Genomic DNA, 26,582 nt, shown 5'->3' with positions numbered 1-26,582 from the left:
ATCATGACTGAAATATACGACATTACGATTGTGGGGGGCGGTCCTGCGGGTTTGTTTGCCGGATTTTACGCAGGAATGCGGACTGCAAAAACGCAGATTATCGAAAGTTTGGCCCAAGTGGGTGGACAAGCAGCTGCTTTATACCCAGAAAAAGTAATTTACGACGTGGGCGGTTACGCAGGCGTGAAGGCTGCTGATTTAGCAAAGTCATTGGAAAAGCAGACTCGCTTGGTTAACGTGCCGATCCGGCTTAACGAAACGGTTGTGAACATTACGCCTAACGGGGAACTATACGACGTGGAAACCACGAAGGCAAAGTATCAGTCGCGGGCAATTCTGTTGGCCACCGGAAACGGAGCGTTCAATCCGCGTAAACTAGCGGTGAAGGGCCTTAAAAAATTGGAAGGCGACAAGATTTTTTACCACGTTCCAGAATTAGCTCAGTTTAAAGACCAAGACGTGTTGGTTGCTGGCGGCGGAGATTCCGCGATCGACGTGGCGTTAATGTTGGAGAAGGTCGCACATCAAGTTAGCCTAGTTCACCGGCGGGAACAATTCCGCGGGCTTGAACTAAGTGTGCAAAGGTTGAAGGATTCTTCGGTAGAAATCCTGACGCCGTTTTTGATTCATGACGTTCGGGAAGAAGCCGCGGGCGTAGCGGTGGACTTAAAGGAAGTCGGCACCGAGGAGCTAACGACCCGGAAGTTTAACCAAGTGGTGGTTAACTACGGATTTACGTCGAGCAATAAGATTATTAAGCAATGGGATGTAGAATTAGAACAAGCGCACCGGATGTTCGCGGTGGACAACTTGATGAAAACAAATTTGCCGAATGTATATGCAATTGGTGATGGAATTGAGTATCAAGGAAAATTAAGATTGATAGCCACGGCGTTTGGAGAGGGACCGATTGCGGTAGATCAAATTATGAAAAAGTTGTATCCGGGAAAGAGGGGCCCGGTACATAGTACGTCGATGTTTAAATGATAGAGAGTGTTTTCGGCCCCGGTCAGCTTCTGAGGATAACTGAATTAAGGCACTAATTGCGGGTTTAGCAATTGGTGCCTTAATTTGGTTAACCGGAGGAAGTTGGGGACGAAAACACGTTTCGACTACCTAGCAACAGAACACAGAGGCATTAATCGCGGTTTACGATTGATGCCTTAATTTAGTTAGCCGGAGAGAGCTGGGGATTTCCACGCGTTTCGCCTATCTATCAGTAGCACGCCAGGCACTAATTGCGGGTTTAGCAATTGGTGCCCTAATTTGGTTAACCGGAGGAAGTTGGGACGAAAACACGTTTCGACTACCTAGCAACAGAACACAGAGACATTAATCGCGGGTTTAGCGATTGATGCCTTAATTTAGTTAGCCGGAGAGAGCTGGGGATTTCCACGCGTTTCGCCTATCTATCAGTAGCACGCCAGGCACTAATTGCGGGTTTAGCAATTGGTGCCCTAATTTGGTTAACCGGAGGAAGTTGGGACGAAAACACGTTTCGACTACCTAGCAACAGAACACAGAGACATTAATCGCGGGTTTAGCGATTGATGCCTTAATTTAGTTAGCCGGAGAGAGCTGGGGATTTCCACGCGTTTCGCCTATCTATCAGCAGAACGCCAAAATTAACTAAATCAAACCACAAAAAAAGAGGATTTTCAGTTGCATCACGCAACGAAAATCCTCTTTTAAATTTTAAAATCAGCTACCATTTGAATCCGGATTAGTAATCTTAATTCGATTTTCACTGGTTGACTTATGGTTTACTTCAGGCGCGTCAGTTTTATAAAGGTCTTCCAACGACTTATCTTGATTACGCGAATACATTGAAGTAGATTTTAATTTTAGTTTGTCCTCAATCTTGATAGCTTTGTCTAAACCGTCAGAATAGTTGTAATCTGCGGAATTGACCTTCTTAAAGTCGGGATTCTTGTAAAAGCGTAAAAGGTTCTTTTCGTTCAAGGAATCCGACATCTCTAATTGTTTATGGGCGGCTTTACGATCCTTCTTGACCTTCTTTAAGAAAGCATCGCTAGGATCGGTAATCTCGTTACCGTTTTGGTCGTACAGGGTGTTGCCAATCGAACTATACGTAGGCGTCACGAAGTCGTTGTTGCGGAACGCTACGATTTGGCTATGTTGTTTGGACAACAAGTCGGTACCAAATTGGATATAGTTCTTGTTTGAAATTCCTAGTAAATGAAGGAGGGTTGGCAATACGTCAATTTCGCCCCCATATTGGTTTTGAATTCCGCCATCTTTCATTCCTGGGATGTGAATCATTAGGGGAACCCGTTGTAACTGGGCGTTATCCCAACTATTCCAGTTTTCGGTGGGATTATCGCCGAACTGTTTAAAGTGATTTGGATCTTGAGCAAAAGTCTTCGCTAAAGCTTTGTTAGACGAGTTCGAAATCCCATAATGGTCACCATACAGCACAATCATTGAGTTATCATACAATCCCGATTTCTTTAAGAAGTTGAAGAATTCTTCAATGGACTGGTCGAGATAGTTAGCGGTTTTGAAGTAACCGTCCACGGTTGCATCGCCAGTGTCGGGAGTTTTGAAGTCGCTGTCTTCTGCGTCCAACGTGTACGGAATGTGATTACTTACGGTAATGTACTTAGCGTAAAACGGCTGTTGGAGATGTTGTAAGTACTTCACTGAGTCTTTAAACAACAGCTTATCTTTTAGTCCGTAAGTAGTCGATTTATCCCCAGAAACGTCAAAGTCGCTAGCGGAGAAGAAGTTTTCATAACCCATGTTTTTATAAGTGTTATTGCGGTTCCAGAACGATGCGGTGTTTCCATGGAAAACGGCGGAAGTATAGTTACCGTGCTGTTTTAAAATTGCCGGAGCCGCTTGGAAAGTTTGGTCCGAACCTAGTTGGGCAAACAGGGAACCTTGCGGGGTTCCAAACGTACTGGTTTCCAGCATGTTTTCCGCGTCGCTAGTTTTTCCTTGGCCCACTTGGTGGAAGAAATTGCTGAAGGAATAGGTTGATTTACTATGGTAAATACTGTTTAAAAATGGGGTTACCGTCTGTCCTTCAACCTTATCGTCAATTAAAAACTGTTGGAAACTTTCTAAATGAATAATAATGACGTTTTTGCCCTTAGCCTTCCCAAAACTAACGTCGGATGGCTTAGCATAGTGTTGTTTAACATATTTTTCAATCGAGGTAAGCTCACTTTTTTTAGCTTCGGAACGCATCTTAATGTTGCGCTCCAGTTGAACGCCGTCGTAAGCCGTAAAGGCGTCAATGCCCATGTATTTAACCACGTAGGAGCGGTCAAAAGTCCGGGTGATTAATTGGGGACGGTCCATTTCGGCAAGCATGAGGTTAAACGCAAAGAATAAAATCCCTACCGAAGTAATTTGAAAACCGAATTTTTTCGGTAACGGATGGGGATCCATCTTAATTTTTTTCAAGACTAATAGTAAAAAGATGACCAGTAGATCCAACCAATAAAAGATGTCGTGAAAGTTGGTTAGCGACATGGAACTCGCGCTGAGTCCTTGGTTTACCTTGGAATATCCGAGCATCGTGTTGACGGTCATAAAATCGGAAAATTCCCGAAAGTAAATTACGTTTAAGTAAAGTAAAACTGTATTAGCTAAATCTAAAAGCATCGCCGTCCAGTAAAAAGCTCGTTTAGGACGGACGTAGAGGGCTAGCCCGAAGATTAGCATAGTGGTGGCAATGGGATTGATTAATAAAATAATCCACTGAAAAATACCGGACACTCCTAAGGAAATGTCGGTAAAGTAAGCGAATAAAGTTTTTAACCAAAATAGGACGCTGATCAGGATAAAGAACCCGAACCGCGTGTCAATTCTTGATTTAAGAGATTTCATTTTCAAAGACCTTTCAAAAGTACGTTCTTTACAAATATAAATGCAATTTTACCATAGATTGTTTAAAGAAATCTTAAGGGGTCGGTACTAAAGAAAGAATAAAATAAAATTTTAATAAATTTTCAAATCTATGAAGAAATTGTTGTAAGATGGGCTTAATAATTTGGATTTGGAAAGGAAGGTCACAATGGAAGCTAAAATGGTTAAGGGAGCGACGGGCCCAATTTACATGGACGCGTTAGCACTCCGGCGACAAGTTTTTGTGGAGGAGCAGGGGATTGATCCCGCACTTGAATTTGGTGCTGACGAAGATTTTTATACATACTTTGTGGGTTACGAAGACGATACGCCGGTCGTGACGGCTCGGACCCGGCGGACGGAGCCCAATACCTGGACAGTACAACGGGTGGCAACTGCCAAGGAATCGCGGCGTCACGGCCTTGCCCAAGAACTTTTTGAATACATTGAAACCCAAGGGCGCCAAGCGGGCATTGAAAAGATCCGGTTACACGCCCAAGCAACTGCGGAACCCTTTTACTTTGCGTTGAATTACGAGCGCACTGGCGGTCCAGAAATGGAAGCGGGCCTATTACATTACTGGATGGAGAAAAAACTCTAATGCGTTGGAAATCTCAAATTGGGTTAATATTGGTAGTTATATTGACTGGCCTACTCGTGGTGGGCTTAGTACAGCATGACGACGTGATTTACCGGACCCCGTTAGGTCGAATTGAACGGGTTACTAATTTAAAAAAGGTTCCGCAAACCGACAATTTTAATAATCACGATTATCGTGCCAAGCAACGCCTCCAGATTAAAATTTTAAACGGAAAACACCGGGGGCAAACGGTGTCCGTGAAGAACGAATATAGTGGTTCCCAAGCGACCGATTTAAAATATCGCCCGGGCCAAACGGTACTGTTACATTTTAATGGCACCGGGCAGCGGGTGAAGGGGGCGACGATATTAGATTTGAAGCGGGACGTCGCCATCACGATATTGGTAGTGATTGCCGTAGGGTTGCTGATTTTAATGCGGCGAACCGGAATTCACGCAATTGTCAGTGTGTTATTAAACATGGTGCTCTTTTTTATTGCCGTGGAAATTGACGTGCAAGAATCTGGATATGCAGTATTGGCAATTTTTAGCGTGGTCGCGGTGTTGTTTAGCGCCATCACCCTTACCTTAGTTTTAGGCTGGAACAAGAAAATGATGGTTAGTCTGTTAACGACTTTAGCAGGAACCTTTAGCGCAATGTTGATTGGCGGACTTGTATTTAGTTTGACGGGCAACGGTGGGCTTCATTTTGAAACCATGGAGTACGTGATCCAAAATCCCGAACCGCTCTTTTTAGCAGAAACGGTGCTAGGTTCGTTAGGGGCCGTAATGGATGAGTCTACCGACATCATTGTCAGTTTGGCTAAGCTGCGAAAAGAAAACCCGCAGATTTCAATGAAACAGCTGTGGATTTCGGGACGGAACATCGGTAAAACCATTATGGGTCCCCTTTTAAACGTGTTGTTCATGATTTTTATGGCCGACACCTTTTCCATGATGGTGCTTTATTTACGCAACGGGAACAGTTGGCAGTACGCCTTTGAAATGAACATGCAGTTAGGTTTTGTGCAAAGCTTAATCAGTGGAATTGGAATCGTGTTGACGGTACCGATTGCGAGTTGGCTAACGGGCGTCTTTTTCAAAAATAAGGGGGTACCGACTAATGGTTAGCGCGACGTTAATTTTAATGATCATCTTGGCGGTTCTAATGGTTATCGTGGGGGGAGCGACCGGATTGCGGGCCTTTTTAAGCATTATTTTGAATTTTGCGGTATTGTTCGTAAACATTGCTTTAATTTCGTGGGGCTTTCCGGCGTTGACGGTGACCATTATCAGCAGTTTGGTGATTTTAGCCATTACAATTTTCATGGGCAGTGACGACGACCAGATTACACAGAATGCATTTTACAGTTCGGTATTAGTATTGGTAGTTTTGATTGGGCTGATTCTGATTATTCATCCCCACTTAATGATTCAAGGATTCGGTAACGAAAACAACGAGGACCTCGAAGGGATGTCGTTGTTAATTGGGATTAAGTTTAGTGACGTAATTACGTCGACAATGATCATTAGTTCGTTGGGGGCGGTTGCGGAAGCTTCGATTGCCGTATCGACGGGGATTCAGGAACTGATTGAAACAACGCCGGATTTAGATTTGACCAAGCTTTTTAGTCACGGCTACGAAATTGGAAAAGAAATTATCGGGACTGCTTTGAACACCTTATTTTTTGGCTTCTTTGGAAGTTTTCTGGGTTTATTTATTTGGTACGTGAAGTTGAATTACCGCTTTAGCGAATTCTTTAATAATAAGATTTTTGCGGCAGAATTTTCGATGATTTTGATTGGTTTCATCGGGGTAATTAGCACGGTGCCGTTGACGGCATGGGTAACGCAATTAAGAGTGCGAAAAAACTCGGGTAGTCTTTGAGGACTAACAGAATTAAGGCATTAATCGCGGTTTGAGCGATTGATGCCTTAATTTGGTTAGCCGGAGAAGACTGAGTTTTTTTGCACGTTTCGACAAGGTAGCAAAGAAGCGTCACTGAATTACGGGACTAATTGCGGGGTTAGCAATTGGTCCCGTAATTTGGTTAGCCGGAGAGTCTTGGGTTTCGGAGCACGTTTTGACTACACAGCAAAGAAGGCCCACAGAATTAAGGCATTAATCGCGGTTTGAGCGATTGATGCCTTAATTTGGTTAGCCGGAGAAGACTGAGTTTTTTGCACGTTTCGGCAGGCAGTAGCAAACTATAATAAAAAATACAGTATTTCAAGCCGGTGCGGTTTTACTCAATGCCGGTTTGAAATGCTGTATTTTTGTGGGATCATTTTTTAAAAAAGTTACTCCAGTTAACGATTAGATAGACAATTAGAATTAATAGGGACGAAATTTCTAGGGTAACGAGCCAACTCCAGCCTTGATCGGCAAGCGGTAATTTAACGTTTTGACCGAAGAAACCAAAAACAATGTTAGGAACTGCTAAAACAATTGAAAGAATTGTCAGGAATTTCATGGTATTATTCAAGTTATTGTCTAAAATATCCGAATAGGATTTAGAAACTTGTTCGATAATGTCTGAAGATAGCTGGGCCATTTCTTGACTCTGCTCTGATTCAATAATGATCTCCTCCAGCCGATTCCGTTGGGCCTTGGTCAGGTTTAGGTTGGGGAGGCGCATCATGCTGTTAAGCAACGACGTATTCGACTTTAGAGAAGTCAGTAAGTAGATTAAACTGGTTTCTAATTGCAACATGCTTTGGATGCCGCTGTGGTTCAGGCGGGTTTTAAATTTATCCTGAATGGCTTGACGATCATAATTAATTCGGGAAACCGCGTCGTTAAACCGCATCGAAAGTTCGTAAATCGTGTTGAAAACGGCGTTAACCATCAGCGAACTATTTAACTGAACCGGTTTATTTAAAGTTTTGCGTAATAAAGTTTTTAAATTGCGATCCATAATTTTATTAACGTAGTGGGTAGAATCGTGAGTAAAAATTACCAGCGCCTTAGGTAGAAACAGAAAAGCGGCCGGTTCGGTCTGAATACCGGCATTATATAGCGAGCTTAAAGCATGGAAAATAATCAAAAAGCTGTTATTTTCTTCGTCGATTTCTGCCCGAGCACGTTCGTTAGGGTCAATTGCGTAACTCAACGTTTCGGAAGTGGCGTGGTAAGTTTTTACTAGGGTCTGTAATTCTAAAGTACTCGGGTTCGAGACTTGAATTAGCGAAAAATCATTCACGGTTTTGCTTACTTTTAACATAATCTGGACCTCGTTGTTTGTATTAACCTAAGTGTAACCCTTAATGGGTGAAAAAATATACTAAATCGATTAAAATATATTGTTTGGAGTTTAAGGGGAGAAATTTATATTGAATATTTTAACAAATTTATACGGTCCCTTCTTCGATCTCAACAATTGGAAGACGGTATTAGAGTCTAGTTCGGACTGGTTAGTGATTTTATCACTGGTGATGATCGAATGTTTACTATCGGTGGATAATGCCGTAGTTCTTGCAACCCAAACCCAAGTGTTGGGAGATAAGGTCGAACGGGAAAAATCCTTATTTTACGGTTTGTGGGGCGCGTACCTATTTCGGTTTTTAGTAATCGGGATTGGGACTTACCTCATTCACCTATGGGAAATTAAAATCATTGGAGCACTTTATCTAGCATACCTAGTGTTTCGCTATTTTGACAAACGGAAACGGGGGCGTCGGACTCGTAAATTGGTGAAACCACGGGGTAAAATTTCGCTTTTTTGGCGGGTGGTAATCCAAATCGAATTTATGGACATTGTCTTTTCAATCGATTCGGTATTAGCTTCGCTGGCGATTTCTTCTAACCCGGTCATTGTGTTACTGGGGGGCTTAATTGGAATTTTAGCGATGCGGGGAATTGCCGAGGTGATTATGAAATTAATGCACCGGATTCCTGAACTAGAGACAATGGCCTACGTGCTGATTGGGATTATTGCCCTTAAATTATTCTTGTCGATTCCCGCGATTGATATTGAAATTAATTCGGGAATTTTTGCCGGAATCGTAGTGCTGGCATTCTTGATTACGATCGCAATTCACTACCTCAGAAAAAGCGTACGCAAATAATGCTATAATCTATATACTATAAATAAAAAGGAGACTCCTCATGGCAGCTACGGTAACAAGTGAAAATTTAGCTGAAGTAATTAAAGATGGATTGACCATCGTTGATTTCTGGGCCCCTTGGTGCGGACCTTGCAAGATGATGGAACCTATTTTAGAAAATCTGGAGCAAAGTTACGGGGACCAAGTTCATTTTGGCAAGCTTAACGTTGACCATAACCAAGAATTGGCCCAATCATTTAAGGTAATGAGTATTCCTTCATTAGTTTTGTTTAAGGATGGCAAGGCAATCGAAAAGGTTACCGGCGTTTATCCCGAAGCAAAATTAGCGAAATATATAGAGAAGAAGATTAATGAAAATGAATCAAAGTAAAACGGCAATTGTGATTGATAGTTCGGCTAACCTTGATCCTGCGATAGCGCGGAAGTACAACATTACGGTGGTTAACCAGCCAATTATGTTTGGCAAGCACGTCTATCACGAAAATGTTGATATTGATGCGGATGAATTTTATCGCATGTTGAAATTAGAAAAGTACCATCCCACCACTTCGCAGATTCCGATTAAGGAAATGCAAAGGGTTTTTGCTGAACTTGCTGCGAAAGGTTATAAAGCAGCCTTGTGCATCGGGTTGTCGGGAGGCTTGAGCGGGTTCATCAATAGTCTTTCAGCTTCCGTGCCGGTAATTAAGGAACTACAAGTTTACCCTTATGATTCGGGCTCAATTCTGGCTGGACAAAGCAATGCGGCCATTTTGGCGGCCAACCTGTTAGATAGTGGCGTGGACATCCACGAAGTTTTGCGGCAGTTGCGTAAGTATCGTAGTCAAACGGAAGTGTACTTAGCGGTCAACAACGTTAAAGAACTTCAGATTTCGGGGAACATTGCCAGTCGGACTTCGTTGGTAAGCTCGTTTTTTGGGATGCGCCCAATTTTAACGATTAATCGGCAAGGCCGCTTAGAAATGGTCGGTAAAGAGCGTAAGATAAAAAACGCTATGGAAGCGATTAGTGAAATTTTTGCGCAACAAGTGGTTGATTATCGCCATTTGACGGTGACAGTGGTCGATGCTGATGATGCGGATCGCAGCATGCAATGGCAAAGTGAACTGAAGGTCCAACACCCGGGCTTACACGTAGAATCTTGTCCAATTGGTCCGTACGTGGGAACCTATACGGGAAGCAAGGCAATTGGGTTAATTTGGTCACCAAAGTTGTGATACCATAGTAGTTAGGTTAATTAAGAAACGGGTGGATAAAATGATTACATTGAAATCAGAACGTGAAATTGAAGGAATGCGGAAAGCAGGCGCAGTTCTAGCAGGAATGCATATTGGACTTCGCGATGTTATTAAGCCAGGAATTTCTAGCTGGGACATCGAGAAATTCGCGCTTCGTTATTTAGATGAACACGGCGCAGTTCCTGAAGAAAAGGGCTTTGAAGGTTACGAATACGCAACTTGCGTGAGTGTTAACAACGAAGTATGTCACGGTTTTCCGCGGAAAGATTTGATTTTAAAGGAAGGCGACTTAGTTAAGGTTGATACCGTAGTCAGCGTGGATGGTTACATGGCAGATTCTTGCTGGGCATTTGCGGTTGGTGAAGTTAGTGACGAAGTTAAGAAATTAATGGAAGTTACTAAGAAAGCTTTGTACCTGGGAATTGATCAAGCCGTTGAAGGAAACCGGATCGGCGACATCGGTCACGCAATCCAAACTTACGTAGAAGACGAAATGGGTTATGGAGACGTCCGGGAATTTGTTGGTCACGGTATTCAACCAACAATGCACGAAGATCCCATGGTTCCTGGCTATGGTGAAGCTGGTCACGGTCCGCGGCTCCGGAACGGAATGACCATCACTATTGAACCAATGGTAAATACCGGAAGTTGGCAATGTGATACTTCTGCTCCAGACGGTTGGACAGTTACCACCATGGACGGTAGTTTATCTTGCCAATACGAACATACTCTAGTGGTTACGCCAGATGGTCCTAAGATTTTAACTTCACAGGATCCAGTGGGGGACGCTAAGTACCTTTAATGAAAATGATTAATTATTAATAAAAGAGGCTGGAAATTTGGCGTTCCCAGCCTCTATTTTTGTAATATGGGTGTGGATCTGTTGGGGTGCGAGATAGTCGAGACGTGTTCCAGCCCTCAGAGTTCTGCGGATAACCAGATTAGGTCCTTAACCGCATGACCCAAAGTTAGAGGAGCGTGTTCTACTGTGAGATAGCCGAAACGTGCACTAAGCCCCCAACTCTCTGCGGTTAACCAAATTAATTCATCAATCGCTAAACCCACGATTAATGAATTAATTCCGTTAATCCTCAAGAGCTGACCGGGGGCTTGGTGCACTCTGATTTAATAATTCGCCACTTCCACCACATTTCCGTCTGGGTCCTTTATCAACAGCGACTGGACCTTTCCGTGAGTTCCCTGGCGTTGCTTTGGTTCATCGACAATTTCCACAAAGTAGCTCTTTAAGTGGTTGACAATTTCGTTCATCGGATTTTTGGCAACCAGTGACAACGCAATGCTTCCGGAGGTTGGTTGCGCTGGAGCAATTGCCGGCTGGGTCTCCTTAGTTGTAAAATAGATTCGCTGCTTCCCCGCACGCACGCCTGGATACGGAGCGTCGGTTAGGATCGGCATATCAAAAACCTCGTGGTAAAAACGTTCACTACGAGCAACGTCTGCCACGGTTAGGGTAATATGATCAATTTCTCGAATATTCATAATCTATAAATCCTCCTTGTAACCTGTACAAGTATAGCATAGGTAAATTCAATTGACGTTTTGTGGTAATTCATGCTACGGTGGTTACTAGTTATTTTAAAAAGACAGGGTGAAAAAAATGAGTTTGCTATCAGTTGAACATCTGAGCCACGGTTTTGCGGACAAAGAACTGTATGAAGATGCAAGTTTCGAACTGAATAAAGAAGATCACATGGGAATTGTCGGGCAAAATGGTGCTGGTAAAAGTACGCTAATTAAGATTTTGACTGGCGAAACTTTACCAGATAAGGGCCGGATTGTTTGGCAAAATAAGGTCACTTATGGTTATTTAGACCAGTATGCGGATATTCCGCAAAATGACACGCTGTACGAATTTTTAACCACTGCGTACGCAGATTTGTTTAAGCAACGTGATTTAATGGAAAAATACTACGCCGAATACGCCGAAAATTTGGATGATAAGTTGTTGGAAAAGGCGGGCCGAATCCAAGAAAATCTGGACGCTAACAATTTTTACGAAATCGATACCGAAATTAACCGGGTAATGACCGGTTTAGGACTTGATGATATCGGTAAGGATCACATTGTCAGCGAGATGAGTGGGGGCCAGCGTTCCAAAATCATTTTGGCAAAGCTCCTACTACAAGATCCTGACGTATTGATCCTAGACGAACCGACCAACTATTTGGATACCGCGCACATTAATTGGTTGGCAGACTACCTTAACGGCTTCGAGGGAGCTTTCATGGTAGTTTCTCACGACTATGAGTTTTTGCAAAAGGTTACCAATTGTATTTGTGACGTTTCATTTAACAAAATTACTAAGTACCGGGGCGATTTCCAATCCGCAATGCGGCAAAAGGAAGCGCGGCAAGAAGCACAATTAAAGGCTTACGAAAAGCAACAAGTAGTCATTGAAAAGGCGGAAAACTTTATCCGCAAGAATAAGGCTGGTCAACGTTCAACAATGGCGAAATCCCGGGAAAAGATGCTTAATCGGATGGACAGGATCGATCCGCCTAGTGAAAACTTGAAGGGACATTTCGATTTTCCTTACCTAGATACGGGCTCACAAAACGCCGTGGCGGTTAATAAGCTAGCCGTTGGTTATGGTAAAAAGCAGCTTTTGGAACCAGTGACGTTCTCCATGGTGGCGGGCGAAAAGGTGGCCTTTTCTGGGTTTAACGGAGCCGGAAAGTCGACGTTAATTAAGAGTATCTTAGGCTTGATTCCGGCTTTAGGTGGGGAAGCTCATTTCTCACCATCGGCTAAGGTGAACTATTTTAGCCAAGAATTAGTTTGGGATAACCCCGACCTAACACCATTACAAACGATTCAAGAAAAATATCCGACCATGTTACCAAAAACGATTCGGACTAAGTTAGCCAAGTGCGGGATTAACGCGGCGGACACTCAAAAGCCCATGCACCAACTAAGTGGTGGTGAGCAGACTAAGGTTAAGCTAGCCTTGATGGAATTGATTGAATCTAACTTCTTGATCATGGACGAACCCACCAACCACCTTGATGACGAAACCAAGCAAGCCCTAAGTGAAGCGTTGCAACGCTTTAAAGGAAACTTAATCGTGGTATCTCACGAAAGTAGTTTTTATAACGGCTGGATTGATAAAGTAATCAACGTGGAAAAATTACGTTTGGATCGCTAAAACTTAATTACAATCAAAAGGGTTGTGTCAAAAGACTTTAAACAAAAAACGGTTCATGAGGTGAAACTTCCTCATGAATCGTTTTTATTTTGGCGTTTTGATTTCAATAGAGCCAAAACGTGTGCCAAAAGTCAGTTTGTTCCGCTTAACCAAAAATTGCCCATCATGCCAAAATCAGGCATAATGGGCAATTTTCAGTTAATGCTCGCAAACTACCCGACTTTTGTCCCACTCTCTTTGTTTAGCGATTAGTAATATTAATTAGAACGTTGCTGTATCGGGATCGGTTGGGGCACCTGCTTGGCCGTGGAAACCATCAATGGTTTTCATGTCGTCAGCAGATAGTTCGAAGTCGAATACTTCGGTATTTTGTTGAATTCGATCCGCGTGGACAGACTTTGGTAATGGCAAGAAGCCGTGTTGCAATGACCAACGAATAACTACTTGGGCCACCGACTTGTGGTACTTTTCAGCAATTTCTTTAAGTTCTGGAATGCTGAAGATTTTACCAGTTCCTAGTGGGCTGTAAGCTTCGGAGAGGATACCATGTTCTTTGTTATAAGCAACCACTTCGTCTTCAGTATCGCTAGGATTGAGGAAAATTTGGTTAACTGCAGGAGTTACCTTAGCAGTCTTCAACAATTCGTCTAGGTGATGAGGCCGGAAGTTGGAAACCCCAATTGCCCGCACTTTGCCGGCTTCTAGGGCTTCTTCCATTGCCCGCCAAGATTCTGCGTTCTTTTGTTGCCATTCGTCACGGAATTTAACGGGATTTGGCCAGTGAATTAAGTAGAGGTCGAGGTAGTCTAAACCAAGTTTTTGCAAACTTAAATCAAGGGCTTTTTTCGTTGCTTCGTAACCGTGGTCTTCGTTCCATAGCTTAGAGGTGACAAAGAGGTCTTCGCGAGCTACGCCACTGTCTTTAATGGCTTTTCCCACGCTTTCTTCGTTACCGTAAGCTGCGGCAGTATCGATATGACGGTATCCAGCATCTAGGGCAGCCTTAACTGCTTGGTATGCTTCTTCACCATCTTTAGATTGCCAAGTTCCAAAACCGATTACGGGAATCTTAACCCCGTTATTTAAAGTATAGGTATCGGTGAGTTTATTCATGAGAAATTCCTCCTTTATTTAACCTTACTTACTATATGATAGCTTTTTTCTTTAGCAATAACCAGCCATAAGCCCGAAAATTTGTCAGGCGTTTTGTAAAGAAAAGGGTGGCCGAGATAAAAAAATAGGGGCTAGGAGCAATCCTAACCTCTATTTTGAAATCTATTATTTGTTAAAAGTGCCTGCTTCTACTTCGCGAAGGTAATCAGCAAGATGCTTGAAGTAAACGGGGGCGTTGTCGATCATGTGGTGGTGACCGCCATCTGGAGTAGTAACTAACTTAGCGTTAGGGATTACTTCAGCCATCCGTTGTGCCGACTTCAACGGCATGGTTTCGTGTTCGCCGAAGGTCAACAAGGTTGGGACCTTGATGTTATGGATTTGGTCGCGAACGTCCCATTCCTTCAACTTACCAGTAACAACGAATTCGTTGTCGCCTTGGAAAGCATTGTAAACGGGAGTTGCCATAGTTGGAACCAAGTGACGGATTGCCACTGGTTGTTTACGATCTACGTAACCAGCGTTAAGTACGTCGACTAGTTTTTGGTAACGTTCGTTATCCCAATCTCCAGACTTTTCACAGTCACGCATGAACTGAGCATCTTCGGGAGCAAGGGCTTCGTCTCGAATTGCGTCTTGATGTTCGAGGTATTCATCGATATTATCAACCATGGAAGAGATGATGGCACCCTTTAAGTGTTCACCATACTTCAATGCGTACATCATGGTCAATGCGCCACCCCAAGATTGACCGATCAAGTAGAAGTGGTCAATGCCGAGTTTTTGACGAACTTCTTCCACTTCGTCAAGGAAGTAGTCGTAGCTGAGGTACTTTTCAGCAATTTCAGGGTCGGAGTAGTCGGGTTGGTCAGAATACCACGAACCCAATTGGTCGTAGTAGTGAACTTGAACGTCCAAACCTTGTTTTAAAAGTTCATCGTGGAAGTTTTCCCAGTATTCGTGATTGCCCCCGGGACCACCATGAAGGGCCAAAAGGTGGATGGAGTCGTTAGTCCCATCCGTATGTGACCATAAGTGATATCCGTTATCTAGTGTTAAAATTGTTGTACCTTGTTTCAAGATATTTCACCTAGTTTCTTAAATTTAAGCCTATAATAGCAGATTTATTAGAAAGTGACCAGATTAAATGAGAAGCGTTTAGGCGTAAAGTTCCGCGGAAATACTGGTATAACCGACTTAGTGCTTAAATTAAAAAATTAGAAAAAATTAATTATTTTCTGCAGTTGATCAAGGAGTAATTTTAATGCAAATTAATGTCGCACGACTACAAAATGAATTTCCGGATGAAAAAATTGAATATTTTGACCAAGTTGGCTCTACTAATGACGTAGCTTTTACGCGCGTGCAACAAAATCCTGGAATAGCGGGGATGGTAGTTGCCAATCAACAAACGGCTGGACGAGGGACTAACCAGCGCCAGTTTTATTCACCGAATTCGGGGATTTACTGTTCGATTTACCTTCCTCTAGCCCCAGCCACCGTTTTACATCCCGGACGGGTAACGGCAAACGTGGGCGTGATTGTTGCCGAAGCGGTGCACCGCGTTTTTGGACAACCGCTTGGTATTAAATGGGTGAACGATTTATATTTACATGATCAAAAGGTGGGCGGCATTCTGTGCGAAGCCGTGTCTAATGATGATAATCAACTAATCGGGCTGGTGCTGGGAATGGGGTTGAACATTTTAACCACGACCTTTCCCCAAGCGATGTTGCGGACGGGAGGGCCAATTGCCGAACAAGCAAACGCAACGCAAGTAACCGACTTGTTGATTAAGATCAACCAAGCTATCCAAAAAAAGCGCCAGACGCTGGCGTCTGACGCAATTAATCCAAAGTATTTAGATTTATCGATTTTACAAGACCAATGGGTGATCATTGATCAGGCCGCAAGTCGGCTTACCGGAAAAGTAACGGGGATCACACCCGAAAATGAACTACTTGTCAACGATGGTCATCAAGTGCGAACCGTTACGAATGGTCGGATATTACGTTGGCAAGCCGAACCTTTAAATGACTTTGATTAAGCTGCAATGAATATTGCAAATCCTGGTTGCCCCGGATGGTGGTTTCAAAATCAGTTGCGTAAATTACCAATCCTAATTGGTGACCTGCAGGAAGGTGATAGAACGTCGGCTGTAACTGTAAAGTTACGTCGTAGAATTGGTTAGGCACGACCTTATCAACGCGGTAGTTGTTAGTCCGATTTTGCAAATTAATGTGGCCCTTACTAATCATTTTCCACGGGGTGATGCTCTTTTGTTGCGTAAATTCCCGTAAGTCGTCGGTGCGCCAATCGTAACTGCCACTTAACGAGCGAGGTTGGATGAGGCTTGGGGTGACGTTTAAGCGCCGGGCATCGCCAAAGTCAACTAGTTGAAAACTAAGCATTCCAAATGGTTTATTAACCGCCACGTTAACCTTAACTTCCGCAGCCCCATCAATATACCAATCGTGATCGAGTTGGGCAGACTTGAAGATTAACCGGTTATCACGCATCTGGTTTTTACCATTGGTGGCGTGTTCCGTGTTAAGCAGGTCGGTATGCCACTGCGTAAGGTTATTTTTGTACATTTCAAAAACTGCTGGATCGAGGACGTCTTTAAACGAGGCGGCCTCGTTTTTAGTTGGCAAAGCAGCGTCCACCAGTGTTTTGGCTTGGAGGGTGAATTCCCGTACTTCATCATCAGCATCCTGCCAATCAGGGTAGGTATGCCACGTTTCGGGTTCTACGTTATCTTGAATGATGACGTTTGGTAAAACTTCTGGAGCGTTATTTTCCACGCCGAACAACTTGTAACTTAGCCATAAGTTCATCATGTCGGTAAAGTCAATCGAACGGAAATTATTAATGTAAATGTGCTGACCTTGGTGAAGAATAATCTTCTTGTTAATTGGCAAGTCACGGACCGCGTTCCACAAGTTAGCGACGTTACGGGGCTTGACGTTCCAATCGTTCAAACCGTGCACTAAAATTAGATCGGCCTTAATATTTTTGGCTTGGTTGAGATAGTTGCGGCTGTCCCAGTAGCGAGAATAGTTGCCGCTTTGCCGGTCTTGGTCGTGGTTAATCCGGTTTAAAACTTGGTCAAATTTACTACGAACTTTTAAAGCATCCCCAAGGTCTTTTTGTCGACTAAAGACTTCGGCAGCGAGGACGTCCATGTCTTCACCCTGGAAGGTGTCCGGGGCGGCAACTAAACCGCCATCCCGATAATAATCGTACCAACTGGAAATGGCCGCTTCCGAAATAATGGTTTCAAGACCTTCGACCCCGGTAGTAGCTGCTGCAGTGGCTAACGTACCTAAGTAGGAACGTCCGGTCATGGCAATTTTATGGTTACTCCAGTTGGCCTTGATTTCAATGTTATCGGTTTTGTTAGTAAACGCGCGACGATTCCCCGCGAGCCATTCAATAATTGCCGTGGTGGAAATGGTTTCCGCCACCGAACCAGTATCCCGCAAACCTTCTGAATCCCGGGTTCCGATTCCGGCCGCATAAACTACCGCAAACCCACGGGTTAGGAAGTAGTTATTTAAGGTGTAGGGTTGTTCGCGGGCAAAGTGTTCGCAAGCGTGTTCAGCTTGACCCTTAACTTGTCGTTCGGGTGGTAGTTCTGGGTCATACGGTTTAGCCGTCACGTCTTCGCGAGTAAGGTGGTTAACTGGTTTTTCAGTTAACGGGACGTCGACATTATGGGTTACTTGTTCACCCCAATGATCGTTAGTTCCTTGGTTATAGGGGCTGGCAGTATACAAAACGGGGGCCTTGTATCCTTGTTCAGTTTGGGCAGGACGTAAAATTTCTGCTTTTAACAGGTCGCGTTTGCCATCGTGATCAGTATCTAAGGGAGCTTCTACGTAAACGACTTCTCGAATGATTTGATGCGGATCAAAGACGGCTTGGGCCTTTCCATTGAAGAATAACGGGGCGGTTGTGGTCGCGTAGAACGGGGTGAAGTAGCCTTGTTGAGTAAGGTGATCAAGGTAAGTTTCCCCATTTTTCGTGTGTGCCGTCAAGATTGAATACCAAGCGTGTGCCACGTCTGCGCTAGTTTCAAGAGCGTCAAGGGCAAGGCGCGGTAAGTTGATTTTAGCAGTTGCAGCCTGCGGGTCAATAACGGAAAAATCAATTCCTGATTCAAATTGTAATAGCTGTAAGGCAATTAAATAAAAAATATCCAAGGTTAGCGGCTCTGTGCTCGCAAAAAAGTCTGCTGCAGTTTGGTTAGGCGTCGCAAGTAGGTTGCCTAACTTTTGTTGAAACGTGGACTCTTGATTACTGATTAAAAAAGAACGCCGGAGAAAATCCTCAAATTGTGCCTTAGGATCGGCAATCAGGTCCTGGTCAATAAAATGAATTGCTTTCAATTCGGTAATTTCTTCATCTTGGTCAACGTCAATGCGACCAAATTGGTTGTTTTTCATAAAAAATCCTCCACAGTGGTTTATGGTTCATATTATACGCCTAAAGCATACGAACATTTACCGCCATGGAAGGATTTTTAAGTTTAATTACTATTTACGTAGTTGTTTAATTCGTTGAGATAAATTTCTTTTTGTTGATCGCTGATCCAAGAGCTTTCAAATGAATTTCTAGCTAATTGGATAATTTGTGGTTTAGTTAATTTGAATTGGCTAGCAATCGCGGTGTAGTTGTCACTGATGTAGCCACCAAAATAGGCAGGATCGTCAGAGTGAATTGAAACTTTGACGTTTTTTGATAGGAGTTCTAAAACCTCTTGACCCTTCATTTCTGGAGATACGAAAGAATTAGAAAGCGGACACGAAGTTAGACCGATTCCTCGTTTAGCAACCAAATCAACCAGATCGGGGTCTTCAACGATGTTGGTACCGTGGTCGATGCGTTCAACTTCCATAATTTCAAGTGCTTGACGAATATGCTCAATGGAATCTTTTTGGTCGATGTCGCAGTGAACGGTGCGATGTAAACCGGCAGCAGCTGCATCTTCAAACTGGCGTGCAAATTTTAATGGTGGATTATTGTGTTCGTCTGAATCTAAGCCGATTCCAATAATCTTATCTTGATATTTCAAAGCTTCCGCTAAAGTTTTTCGTGCGGATTCTTTAGAGAAATCACGCAGGAAACACATAATTAATCCGGCATCGATATTTAGGGCCCGCGCGTCAACCGTTGCCCGATATAATCCGTTGATTACGGTCGCAAAACTAATCCCGCGACTAGTGTGCGCTTGGGGATCAAAAAAGATTTCAACGTGGCGGACGTTATTTTGGGCGGCACGTTTTAAGTAATCAAAAGCTAAGTCATAAAAGTCCGCTTCCGTTTGTAAGACGTTCATTGCGGGGTAGTAAACGGCTAAAAACGAAGCCAAATCATCGTATTGGTAGGTCTTTTGAACCTCTTCGATCGTATTTTGTCCGATATCCACGTGGTTTCGTTTGGCTAATTTTAACTTCAACTGAGGTTCGAGGGTTCCTTCGATATGTAAGTGTAGTTCAGCTTTGGGGAGTCCCTGAATAAACTCCTTGGTTATTTTATCCATAATCTGTTTCCTTTCTGGTAGGTAGTTCGTCATTAGGGCCTTGTGAGGGTTATTTTAGCATTTTTTGAGTTATTATTAAAGCTAAATACGAATATTAATGATTGTAAATCGAAATAAAGTATGGAATAATTAGTGAAGAAAGCTAAAAAATATTTGGAGGACGGTACTTACCATGCAAAAGGCGAACGATCAAATTTTGGCGGATGACAATATGTTAGAAAAAGTATTTCATTTAAGCGGTCATGGAACCACGATTAAGAGGGAAATGTTAGCAGGCTTAACAACGTTTGTTTCAATGGCCTACATTTTGTTTGTTAATCCTAGTATTTTGGGAGCAGCAGGAATGGATAAGGGAGCGGTCTTTACGGCAACTGCTTTATCAGCAATTCTAGGAAGTGCGTTAATGGCATTTTTAGCAAATTATCCAATTGCTGTAGCGCCTGGGTTAGGCGACAACGCTTTCTTTACTTTCTCAGTAGTTTTGGGAATGGGAATTTCTTGGCAAAAAGCAATGGCGGGTGTATTTGTCGCTTCGGTTCTTTTTACCATCCTTTCGTTTCTTAAAGTTCGGGAAGTGGTAATTAATGCAATTCCAAAAGATTTGAAACTAGCAATGGCGGCGGGAATCGGTATTTTCATCGCTTTTGTTGGTCTCCAAGGTGGCGGACTAGTTACCGCTAGCAAAACTTCGTTGGTTGAAATTGGCTCTTTAACCGTTCCAACCACTTGGCTAACAATCTTTGGAATCTTTGTGATTGCCATTTTAATGGCAAAAAGGGTGCCGGGCTCCATTTTTATCGGTTTAGTGTCGACCGCTTTGTTAGGATTGATCACTGGGCTAATCAAAATGCCGGCGAGCATCATCTCTCTTGCACCAAGTATGAAGCCAACTTTTGGGGTCGGAGTTTATCATCTATCTTCAATGATGGACCCTCAAATGTGGGCGGTAGTTTTAATCTTCCTGTTAGTCGCCTTCTTTGATACCGCAGGAACCTTGATTGGGTTAGCGCAACAAGCTGGAATTATGAAGGATAATAAAATGCCTAGAATTGGGCAAGCATTAGTAGCGGATTCGGTTTCAATGTTAGCTGGATCAGTAATGGGAACGACACCTACCGCAGCTTACGTAGAGTCTTCAGCAGGAATTGCGGTTGGAGGAAAGACGGGGTTAACTTCTTTAACAGTTGCGGTATTGTTTGGGTTTAGTATGCTATTTTCGCCGCTCCTAACCGTAGTTACTAACCAAGTTACTGCACCAGCACTAATTGTGGTGGGGGTATTAATGGCGTCAGCATTACGTGAAATTGAATGGGATAAATTTGAAATTGCAATGCCAGCCTTCTTAACCGTGATTGGTATGCCATTAACGTATAACATCTCGTACGGAATTGCCTTTGGTTTCCTAACCTATCCCATCCTCATGGTGGCTGCTGGGCGGCGAAAAGAAATTAACTACATTATGTGGGCAATGCTAGTGATCTTTATTGTATTGCTATACATTTTAAATATTGTACCTAAAGCCTAAGCAGACGGGAGCGGACATGGATACTACGACGGAGTTAGAAAAATATATTGATGCAGGGGCAGCTGAAATTCCAGCAGACCTAGTTATTGAAAATGGTACGTTAATTAATGTGGATACGGCCGAATATTATCGTGCAGACGTAGCAATCTACAAGGGTAGAATTGTGGCAGTTGATAAAGACGTCTCGGACTATGTCGGAAAGCACACCCGGCACGTAGATGCGACCGACCAATATCTAGCCCCTGGTTTGATTGACGGACATATTCACGTTGAATGCAGCAAAATGTCAATGACGCGCTTTGCTCAAGCAGTGGTGTCCAAAGGAACGACTAGCATTGTCTCTGGATTGGATGAATATATTTCAGTGATTGGATTAGCCGGGCTAGACGAAATTTTTGCGGAAATTGATCAGCTTCCCCTAAAAGTTTTCTGGGGGGTTCCTTATAAAACACCGTACACAATCCCGCAGTCAACGGTAGCTTATAATGTCAGCGCGCAAGATCACCAAAAGTTTCAACCTCAAGAGCGTAGTTACGGTGTTTGGGAAACCGTCCGAGAAGCGGTCCAAACCAAAGATAAAGATACCTTGTCAGCTGTTTTAACGGCACAAAAATTGCATAAGCCGATTTTTGGCTGTTCTCCGATGGCCAAGGGGAAAGATCTAAATCAATTCTTAATGACTAGGGTGCGAGTCGATCATGAAAGTTATTCTCACGAAGAATTTTTAGAAAAAGCCCGGAAAGGAATCCATACGATAATTCGGGAATCTTCGGTTACCAAATTTTTAACCGAAAACGTTAAAGCCATTACGGAAGGTGCTCCGGGTGTAGCCCGCCACACTAGTTTTTGTACGGACGACGTAACGGCGCGTGATATTTTGGAAAAAGGGCATGTTGATCATCTAGTTCGGTTAGCGATTAAGGCAGGAATTTCGCCCATGACCGCCATTCAGATGGCAACTTTAAACAGTGCCGAAGCGTACCATATTGACGACCAAGTGGGTTCGATTGCGCCTGGCAAGGAAGCGGATATTTTGCTAATTGACCAGCCAGGAACCTTTAAGATTGAAACGGTGATCAGTAAGGGCGTGGTGGTAGTTGAACGACAAGCGGAACAGTTGGAATTTGTGCCACCAAAAAGATCTGTAGAGATTACAAATTCGGTTAAATGTGCGGAAATAACGGCTGAGAGTTTTAAATACCAAGTTGATCAGCCAACGGGAATGGCGACGGTCCGAAGCATCAAGAGCGTGGGGCCGTTTGTCCGTAAATCGAGAAAAGTTGATTTAAAAATTAAGGACAGATGCATCCTTCCCGATGCCAAACGGGACGTCGCGTTAGTGTCCGTGATTGAAAGATATGGGATTAACCACCAACAATCTCGGGGATTCATCTCGGGATGGGGATTGCAGTCCGGAGCAATAGCTACTTCTGCTTCGCCAGATGATAATAACATTGTCGTGGCGGGGATGGATGAAGCGGATATGGCGTTAGCAGTCAACGAATTAGTTAAACATGGCGGAGGACAAGTCGTGGTTAATAAGGGCGAAGTGCTCGCCTTGTTGGAATTGCCGGTTGCTGGAATAGTAACTGATTTGCAGCCAAACGAATTAGCTCGAAAAGAAGTAGAGTTAAAAAATGCTGCTAATCAATTAGGATGTAAACTTCCGGATCCATTATTTTACCTGTCCTTCTTGCCAATCACGGCCATCCCAGATTTAGCAATTACGGATGGCGGAAACGTTGATTACACGAAATTAGAATACTTTGATCCTATTCTTGACCTTACAAAGTAGCAAATAAAAATTGGAGCCCCTAGATAAATTTCCAGAGGCTCCAATTTTTTTATACGTAAATTATTTTTTTAGAATCAAGCAAAGGTAATTAAGGTTCATAAATTGACTGGAGATTGGTGAATAATTTTTATTCAGCCAGTTTACTATGCCGCATCCCATAGCTAAAGTAAATGATTAAGCCGATTGCAAACCAGATTGCCGAACCAATCCAAGTTTCTAAGGAAAGGGTCGAAATCAAGTAAACACAGGCGATAACTGAAATGATCGGAATCACTGGATAACCAGGTACCTTAAAGCCGTTCCCCGGGATGTCGGTGCGGCGACGAAGGGGGATTACCCCTAACGAGATTAGTCCGAAGGCAAACAGGGTTCCCATGTTTACTAGGTTGGTAAGTTGATCAAGGGGTACGAATCCGCCAAGTAACGCGATAAAAATCGTAACGACGATCAAAGCGTTTTTGGGTGAACGGTGCGGCCCTTCTAGTTGGCCTAACAAGCGCGGCAGGAGTCCGTCCCGCCCGGTTGCGTAAACTAAACGAGAACTACCGTAAATCATGGAAATCATCATGGTAGTCATCCCTGCTAGGGCACCCACGGATAACAATCCCGCAATCCAGTTCTGGTGAACTAATTGTAAAGCAAAGGATACGGGGTTTGCCACGTTAAGCTCGTTATAAGGCACCATCCCAGTTAGTACCACTGCCACCGCCACGTAAAAGATGGTGGCAACGACCAGCGTACCGATAATTCCAATAGGCATGTTCTTAGCCGGATTTTTTACTTCCGCTGCAGATGCTGAAACGGTGTCGAAGCCTAAATAAGCAAAGAAGACGGTGGATGCGCCAGCTAAGGTTCCATGAATCCCAAATGGAAAGTATGGTTGCCAGTTGCTGGGCTTAACGTAAAAAATACCCACGCCGATAAAAATTAAAATAATTGCAATTTTAACGAAAACCATTAAGTTGTTAATGCGGATTGAAGACTTAAAACCACGGTTTAATAGAAAGCCAATTAAAAGCACAATGATTACCGCAAACAAATTAATATAAGTCCCATGCTGGGGATCAAATGGCCCGGCAATTGCTGCAGGGAGGTGGCCGCCAAATCCCTTAACTAAGGAACCAAAGTAAGCAGACCACCCGGTGGAAACCGCCGCGACGGCCAGTACGTACTCTAGAATTAACGCCCAACCTAATAACCAGCCGAGCAGTTCCCCGTAAATAATGGTTCCGTAGGAGTAGGCGCTGCCCGCCACGGGAATCGAGGCGGCAAACTCTGCGTAACACATTCCTGCTAGAGCACAAACCAAGGCGGCAATCACAAATGATAAGGTGATTGAGGGACCAGCTTTTAGCGCCGCCACGGTGCCAGGGAGAATGAAAATTCCGGTACCGATTACTGCCCCGATTCCGAGGGCTAAGAGGTCTTTAGCGCCCAGCGTTTTTTCAAATTGAGAATCTACCTTCAGATAATTAGCTAGTGATTCTTTACGAAAAATATTATGTTTTAGTTGCATACGCCACTTCCTCTCTAATGTTTTTCTAATAATACGGGATGAAGTTAATACTGTCAACGAAAATCAAGAAATCTACCTAGATTAAATTTGCTAAACTAGTGCAATTAGAGACTGGTATAATTAAAAAAGTAAGCAAAAAACGGAGGAATGACGATGGCTTTAGAATTGGATGGCGGAGCAGTAGTTTACCAAATGCGGGCAAAAGAGCCGTATTACTTATTGCTAAAAAGCGCTACGAGCGTTTTTTGGGGATTCCCTAAAGGACATTTAGAAAATACGGAATCGGCTCTTGAAGCCGCCGAGCGGGAGATTAGGGAGGAGACCGGGATTATCGCTACGGTCGACGATCGTTTTTACGACGTTTTAAATTATCGAGTTGGCGAAAACGACAAGAAAGTGACCCTATTTACGGCAAAGGTTCCTGAAGATACGGTAGTTCGATTGCAGAAGGAAGAAATTAGCATGGCGGCGTGGCTTGATTACGCAGCTGCTAGAAAGCGGCTAACCTACCTAAACTTAAAGCAGGCGTTAGATAACGCGGACCAATATATTCGGAAAGCAGAACAATAGTAATAAAAATTGGGCGCGCGCAAAGCAAACAAAAAAGAGGCCATGACATCGCGGGTCATGGCCTCCTTACTTGCATTTGATAAAGCTTTTTAAGAGTTAAGTTATGTTAACTTGCTGAATGAATTTTCTTCGAGGCTTTGAAGATTTTGAATTGCTTCTTCAATCGTTACGCCTGTAGCTTGAAACTCTGGTTGGGCTTTATCATTAGCGATAAAAACCTGCTTTTCAGTATCAAGTGCGATACTGTACCAAGCTGTGCTGTACTTTTTAAATTGCATAATGATAAACCTCCTAAATCATGAATTTTAGAAGCGGGAAAAGCGCTTCCAATTGATACGATACCTTAATTTACAACATTTTAAACAAAAATGCAAATATTTAAGCTTGGAGTAAGGGAAATGAATAAGATTATTGTAATAGCGGGGCCTACGGGTTCGGGGAAAACCACAGTAGCAGACTATCTTAACCAACGTTATGGCGTTGTGAAGGTGATCACGCACACCACCCGCCCCCAAAGGACTAATGAAAAGCAAGGGGTGGACTATTATTTTGAAACGGCGGATTCGTTCGACCAAAATCATTATTTGGAACAAGTTCAGTACGCTCACTACCGGTACGGCTCTTCCTACGAAGGGCTCACCCAGGCGTGGCAAAAGAACCCGATTGCTTGCATTGTGTTAGACACGGCCGGGGCAATTACTTACCAGCAAAAATTGGGTGACCAAGTGGAAATTTTGTTTTTGCGGGTGCAAAAAGAAGCTACGCTGAAACAAAGGCTGTTGAAGCGTGGGGATAGTATGGATTCAATCACTAAAAGAATTAACAGCCCTGAGTATCGCCGAGATATGGAATTGCCAAGTGAACTACAAGGAAAGGCAACCGTGATTGATAACGACGATTGGCAGGCTACTAAGCAAAAACTTGACGCATTTTATTTGCAGGTCAAAAAGCAAACTTTGGACGTTTAAATGCGCCCCTAAATATGTTAATGTAAAGCGTAATAATTACTATTTACGAGGTGGCAAACTGTGGATAAAAGCCCAATTGCAATTGCGGTTAAAATTTTAAAAGCGAACGGCTATAAAATTACGCGTCAGCGGCAGAGTTTATTAGAGTTGCTTGCGCAAAGCGGTGATCGGTATTTGGAATTAACCGAATTAGACCGCTTGATGCGGCTACAATTTCCTAAGATGAGTCATAACACGATTTACCGAAACGTTAAGGAATTTGCGGCACTAGGAATTGTGGAAGAAAATCAAAACGAAAATGACGGAAAAACAGAAGTAAAACTGGACTGTAACGAGCAGCATGCACATCACCATCACTTTATTTGCAACCAGTGTGGAAAAGTACAGGAATTAAAAATGTGTCCGTTGAGTTTTTTTAGTGACCAGTTACCGGGTGCTGAGATTACCGGACACCATTTTGAGTTATATGGGATCTGTGCTGAGTGTGCAAAAAAAGTTCACGCATAGTATGGATAAGTTAAATGTTAACTTTATCAGATAAAATATTAAAGTTATTGCAAACTTGGGGGAGTTTTGCTTACCTGAGCGCGTTTTTTTGGTATGCTAACGTTTGGAAATATGGA

24 protein-coding genes are annotated in these 26,582 nt (G+C 43.3%); 15 read left to right on the top strand and 9 right to left on the bottom strand.

What is annotated here, in order from left to right:
- The first annotated feature begins 3 nt into the window (after positions 1 to 3).
- Positions 4 to 987: an NAD(P)/FAD-dependent oxidoreductase gene (locus I6H64_RS07135; protein WP_036685201.1), complete on the top strand. Its 984-nt coding sequence runs from the start codon at positions 4 to 6 to the stop codon at positions 985 to 987.
- Positions 988 to 1,701: 714 nt separating this feature from the next.
- On the opposite strand, the gene I6H64_RS07130 is transcribed toward I6H64_RS07135, so the two are convergent.
- A complete protein-coding gene (locus tag I6H64_RS07130) occupies positions 1,702 to 3,858 on the bottom strand; it encodes an LTA synthase family protein (RefSeq protein WP_008841184.1) in 2,157 nt (718 codons plus the stop codon).
- 187 nt (positions 3,859 to 4,045) lie between these two features.
- Between I6H64_RS07130 and I6H64_RS07125 the strand changes: the two genes are divergently transcribed.
- The 3 genes from I6H64_RS07125 to I6H64_RS07115 are packed head-to-tail and all read left to right on the top strand — an operon-like array spanning position 4,046 to position 6,343.
- Positions 4,046 to 4,477 (top strand): GNAT family N-acetyltransferase, encoded by a 432-nt coding sequence (locus tag I6H64_RS07125; RefSeq protein WP_002831068.1) that lies wholly within the window; start codon positions 4,046 to 4,048, stop codon positions 4,475 to 4,477.
- A complete protein-coding gene (locus tag I6H64_RS07120; RefSeq protein WP_008841183.1) occupies positions 4,477 to 5,586 on the top strand; it encodes a YibE/F family protein in 1,110 nt (369 codons plus the stop codon). Before I6H64_RS07125 ends, I6H64_RS07120 begins: the two co-directional genes overlap by 1 nt.
- Positions 5,579 to 6,343, top strand: coding sequence for a YibE/F family protein (locus I6H64_RS07115; protein WP_024862600.1), 765 nt, complete (start codon positions 5,579 to 5,581; stop codon positions 6,341 to 6,343). Before I6H64_RS07120 ends, I6H64_RS07115 begins: the two co-directional genes overlap by 8 nt.
- A gap of 397 nt (positions 6,344 to 6,740) precedes the next feature.
- Here the strand turns inward: I6H64_RS07115 and I6H64_RS07110 are convergent, their stop codons facing one another.
- Positions 6,741 to 7,679: a magnesium transporter CorA family protein gene (locus I6H64_RS07110; protein WP_008841181.1), complete on the bottom strand. Its 939-nt coding sequence runs from the start codon at positions 7,677 to 7,679 to the stop codon at positions 6,741 to 6,743.
- A gap of 109 nt (positions 7,680 to 7,788) precedes the next feature.
- On the opposite strand from I6H64_RS07110, the gene I6H64_RS07105 reads away from it, so the two are divergent.
- The 4 genes from I6H64_RS07105 to map are packed head-to-tail and all read left to right on the top strand — an operon-like array spanning position 7,789 to position 10,563.
- Complete coding sequence (locus tag I6H64_RS07105) at positions 7,789 to 8,523, top strand: TerC family protein (protein WP_002830029.1); 735 nt, start codon at positions 7,789 to 7,791, stop codon at positions 8,521 to 8,523.
- Between the two features lie 40 nt (positions 8,524 to 8,563).
- Positions 8,564 to 8,893, top strand: coding sequence for a thioredoxin (gene trxA, locus I6H64_RS07100; protein ID WP_008841179.1), 330 nt, complete (start codon positions 8,564 to 8,566; stop codon positions 8,891 to 8,893).
- The gene (locus tag I6H64_RS07095) at positions 8,874 to 9,740 is read left to right on the top strand and encodes a DegV family protein (RefSeq protein WP_171030838.1); all 867 of its coding nucleotides are present in this window, start codon (positions 8,874 to 8,876) and stop codon (positions 9,738 to 9,740) included. The genes trxA and I6H64_RS07095 overlap by 20 nt, the downstream gene beginning before the upstream one ends.
- A 40-nt stretch (positions 9,741 to 9,780) precedes the next feature.
- On the top strand, positions 9,781 to 10,563 hold the full coding sequence (map, locus tag I6H64_RS07090; RefSeq protein WP_002830025.1) for a type I methionyl aminopeptidase: 783 nt from the start codon (positions 9,781 to 9,783) through the stop codon (positions 10,561 to 10,563).
- Positions 10,564 to 10,886: 323 nt separating this feature from the next.
- Here map and I6H64_RS07085 read toward each other — a convergent pair whose 3' ends face one another.
- Entirely contained in the window at positions 10,887 to 11,261 is a 375-nt protein-coding gene (locus I6H64_RS07085; protein ID WP_004166721.1) for a VOC family protein, read from the bottom strand.
- Between the two features lie 118 nt (positions 11,262 to 11,379).
- On the opposite strand from I6H64_RS07085, the gene I6H64_RS07080 reads away from it, so the two are divergent.
- Positions 11,380 to 12,927, top strand: a complete 1,548-nt coding sequence (locus I6H64_RS07080) for an ABC-F family ATP-binding cassette domain-containing protein (RefSeq protein WP_036685195.1) — start codon at positions 11,380 to 11,382, stop codon at positions 12,925 to 12,927.
- 261 nt (positions 12,928 to 13,188) lie between these two features.
- Here the strand turns inward: I6H64_RS07080 and I6H64_RS07075 are convergent, their stop codons facing one another.
- A complete protein-coding gene (locus I6H64_RS07075) occupies positions 13,189 to 14,040 on the bottom strand; it encodes an aldo/keto reductase (protein ID WP_005919578.1) in 852 nt (283 codons plus the stop codon).
- A gap of 165 nt (positions 14,041 to 14,205) precedes the next feature.
- Positions 14,206 to 15,120 (bottom strand): proline-specific peptidase family protein, encoded by a 915-nt coding sequence (locus I6H64_RS07070; RefSeq protein WP_002830021.1) that lies wholly within the window; start codon positions 15,118 to 15,120, stop codon positions 14,206 to 14,208.
- Between the two features lie 184 nt (positions 15,121 to 15,304).
- Between I6H64_RS07070 and I6H64_RS07065 the strand changes: the two genes are divergently transcribed.
- Positions 15,305 to 16,087, top strand: coding sequence for a biotin--[acetyl-CoA-carboxylase] ligase (locus I6H64_RS07065; protein ID WP_036685192.1), 783 nt, complete (start codon positions 15,305 to 15,307; stop codon positions 16,085 to 16,087).
- Here the strand turns inward: I6H64_RS07065 and I6H64_RS07060 are convergent.
- Positions 16,032 to 18,488: a Xaa-Pro dipeptidyl-peptidase gene (locus I6H64_RS07060; RefSeq protein ID WP_056985047.1), complete on the bottom strand. Its 2,457-nt coding sequence runs from the start codon at positions 18,486 to 18,488 to the stop codon at positions 16,032 to 16,034. The two genes, I6H64_RS07065 and I6H64_RS07060, sit on opposite strands and share 56 nt — an antisense overlap.
- 83 nt (positions 18,489 to 18,571) lie before the next feature.
- A complete protein-coding gene (add, locus tag I6H64_RS07055; RefSeq protein WP_036685981.1) occupies positions 18,572 to 19,585 on the bottom strand; it encodes an adenosine deaminase in 1,014 nt (337 codons plus the stop codon).
- A 172-nt stretch (positions 19,586 to 19,757) separates the two neighbouring features.
- On the opposite strand from add, the gene I6H64_RS07050 reads away from it, so the two are divergent.
- Both I6H64_RS07050 and I6H64_RS07045 read left to right on the top strand, forming a co-directional pair.
- Positions 19,758 to 21,110, top strand: coding sequence for an NCS2 family permease (locus I6H64_RS07050; protein ID WP_002831076.1), 1,353 nt, complete (start codon positions 19,758 to 19,760; stop codon positions 21,108 to 21,110).
- A 16-nt stretch (positions 21,111 to 21,126) separates the two neighbouring features.
- Entirely contained in the window at positions 21,127 to 22,905 is a 1,779-nt protein-coding gene (locus I6H64_RS07045; protein WP_036685637.1) for an adenine deaminase C-terminal domain-containing protein, read from the top strand.
- Between the two features lie 127 nt (positions 22,906 to 23,032).
- Here I6H64_RS07045 and I6H64_RS07040 read toward each other — a convergent pair whose 3' ends face one another.
- Positions 23,033 to 24,421, bottom strand: a complete 1,389-nt coding sequence (locus I6H64_RS07040) for an amino acid permease (protein WP_056985048.1) — start codon at positions 24,419 to 24,421, stop codon at positions 23,033 to 23,035.
- 153 nt (positions 24,422 to 24,574) lie between these two features.
- On the opposite strand from I6H64_RS07040, the gene I6H64_RS07035 reads away from it, so the two are divergent.
- The gene (locus I6H64_RS07035) at positions 24,575 to 24,991 is read left to right on the top strand and encodes an NUDIX domain-containing protein (RefSeq protein ID WP_036685634.1); all 417 of its coding nucleotides are present in this window, start codon (positions 24,575 to 24,577) and stop codon (positions 24,989 to 24,991) included.
- 101 nt (positions 24,992 to 25,092) lie between these two features.
- Here I6H64_RS07035 and I6H64_RS07030 read toward each other — a convergent pair whose 3' ends face one another.
- A complete protein-coding gene (locus I6H64_RS07030; protein WP_008842024.1) occupies positions 25,093 to 25,269 on the bottom strand; it encodes a hypothetical protein in 177 nt (58 codons plus the stop codon).
- 120 nt (positions 25,270 to 25,389) lie between these two features.
- Here I6H64_RS07030 and I6H64_RS07025 point away from each other — a divergent pair, with 120 nt between their 5' ends.
- Both I6H64_RS07025 and I6H64_RS07020 read left to right on the top strand, forming a co-directional pair.
- Positions 25,390 to 25,959, top strand: a complete 570-nt coding sequence (locus I6H64_RS07025) for a guanylate kinase (protein ID WP_002831082.1) — start codon at positions 25,390 to 25,392, stop codon at positions 25,957 to 25,959.
- Between the two features lie 60 nt (positions 25,960 to 26,019).
- On the top strand, positions 26,020 to 26,466 hold the full coding sequence (locus I6H64_RS07020) for a Fur family transcriptional regulator (RefSeq protein WP_002830008.1): 447 nt from the start codon (positions 26,020 to 26,022) through the stop codon (positions 26,464 to 26,466).
- Positions 26,467 to 26,582: the final 116 nt, after the last annotated feature.

Source organism: Pediococcus acidilactici (assembly GCF_016127815.1).
GTDB classification, from domain to species: Bacteria; Bacillota; Bacilli; order Lactobacillales; family Lactobacillaceae; genus Pediococcus; species Pediococcus acidilactici.
The sequence above is the reverse complement of the archived record's forward strand: the minus strand, read 5'-3'. Positions and strand labels throughout refer to the sequence as shown.

Excerpts from the sequence above, each read along its gene's own strand:
- I6H64_RS07135 (WP_036685201.1), top strand. The coding sequence starts at position 4 with ATGACTGAAATATACGACATTACGATTGTGGGGGGCGGTCCTGCGGGT.
- I6H64_RS07130 (WP_008841184.1), bottom strand. The coding sequence starts at position 3,858 with ATGAAATCTCTTAAATCAAGAATTGACACGCGGTTCGGGTTCTTTATC.
- I6H64_RS07125 (WP_002831068.1), top strand. The coding sequence starts at position 4,046 with ATGGAAGCTAAAATGGTTAAGGGAGCGACGGGCCCAATTTACATGGAC.
- I6H64_RS07120 (WP_008841183.1), top strand. The coding sequence starts at position 4,477 with ATGCGTTGGAAATCTCAAATTGGGTTAATATTGGTAGTTATATTGACT.
- I6H64_RS07115 (WP_024862600.1), top strand. The coding sequence starts at position 5,579 with ATGGTTAGCGCGACGTTAATTTTAATGATCATCTTGGCGGTTCTAATG.
- I6H64_RS07110 (WP_008841181.1), bottom strand. The coding sequence starts at position 7,679 with ATGTTAAAAGTAAGCAAAACCGTGAATGATTTTTCGCTAATTCAAGTC.
- trxA (WP_008841179.1), top strand. The coding sequence starts at position 8,564 with ATGGCAGCTACGGTAACAAGTGAAAATTTAGCTGAAGTAATTAAAGAT.
- I6H64_RS07095 (WP_171030838.1), top strand. The coding sequence starts at position 8,874 with ATGAAAATGAATCAAAGTAAAACGGCAATTGTGATTGATAGTTCGGCT.
- map (WP_002830025.1), top strand. The coding sequence starts at position 9,781 with ATGATTACATTGAAATCAGAACGTGAAATTGAAGGAATGCGGAAAGCA.
- I6H64_RS07085 (WP_004166721.1), bottom strand. The coding sequence starts at position 11,261 with ATGAATATTCGAGAAATTGATCATATTACCCTAACCGTGGCAGACGTT.
- I6H64_RS07080 (WP_036685195.1), top strand. The coding sequence starts at position 11,380 with ATGAGTTTGCTATCAGTTGAACATCTGAGCCACGGTTTTGCGGACAAA.
- I6H64_RS07075 (WP_005919578.1), bottom strand. The coding sequence starts at position 14,040 with ATGAATAAACTCACCGATACCTATACTTTAAATAACGGGGTTAAGATT.
- I6H64_RS07065 (WP_036685192.1), top strand. The coding sequence starts at position 15,305 with ATGCAAATTAATGTCGCACGACTACAAAATGAATTTCCGGATGAAAAA.
- I6H64_RS07060 (WP_056985047.1), bottom strand. The coding sequence starts at position 18,488 with ATGAAAAACAACCAATTTGGTCGCATTGACGTTGACCAAGATGAAGAA.
- add (WP_036685981.1), bottom strand. The coding sequence starts at position 19,585 with ATGGATAAAATAACCAAGGAGTTTATTCAGGGACTCCCCAAAGCTGAA.
- I6H64_RS07050 (WP_002831076.1), top strand. The coding sequence starts at position 19,758 with ATGCAAAAGGCGAACGATCAAATTTTGGCGGATGACAATATGTTAGAA.
- I6H64_RS07045 (WP_036685637.1), top strand. The coding sequence starts at position 21,127 with ATGGATACTACGACGGAGTTAGAAAAATATATTGATGCAGGGGCAGCT.
- I6H64_RS07040 (WP_056985048.1), bottom strand. The coding sequence starts at position 24,421 with ATGCAACTAAAACATAATATTTTTCGTAAAGAATCACTAGCTAATTAT.
- I6H64_RS07035 (WP_036685634.1), top strand. The coding sequence starts at position 24,575 with ATGGCTTTAGAATTGGATGGCGGAGCAGTAGTTTACCAAATGCGGGCA.
- I6H64_RS07030 (WP_008842024.1), bottom strand. The coding sequence starts at position 25,269 with ATGCAATTTAAAAAGTACAGCACAGCTTGGTACAGTATCGCACTTGAT.
- I6H64_RS07025 (WP_002831082.1), top strand. The coding sequence starts at position 25,390 with ATGAATAAGATTATTGTAATAGCGGGGCCTACGGGTTCGGGGAAAACC.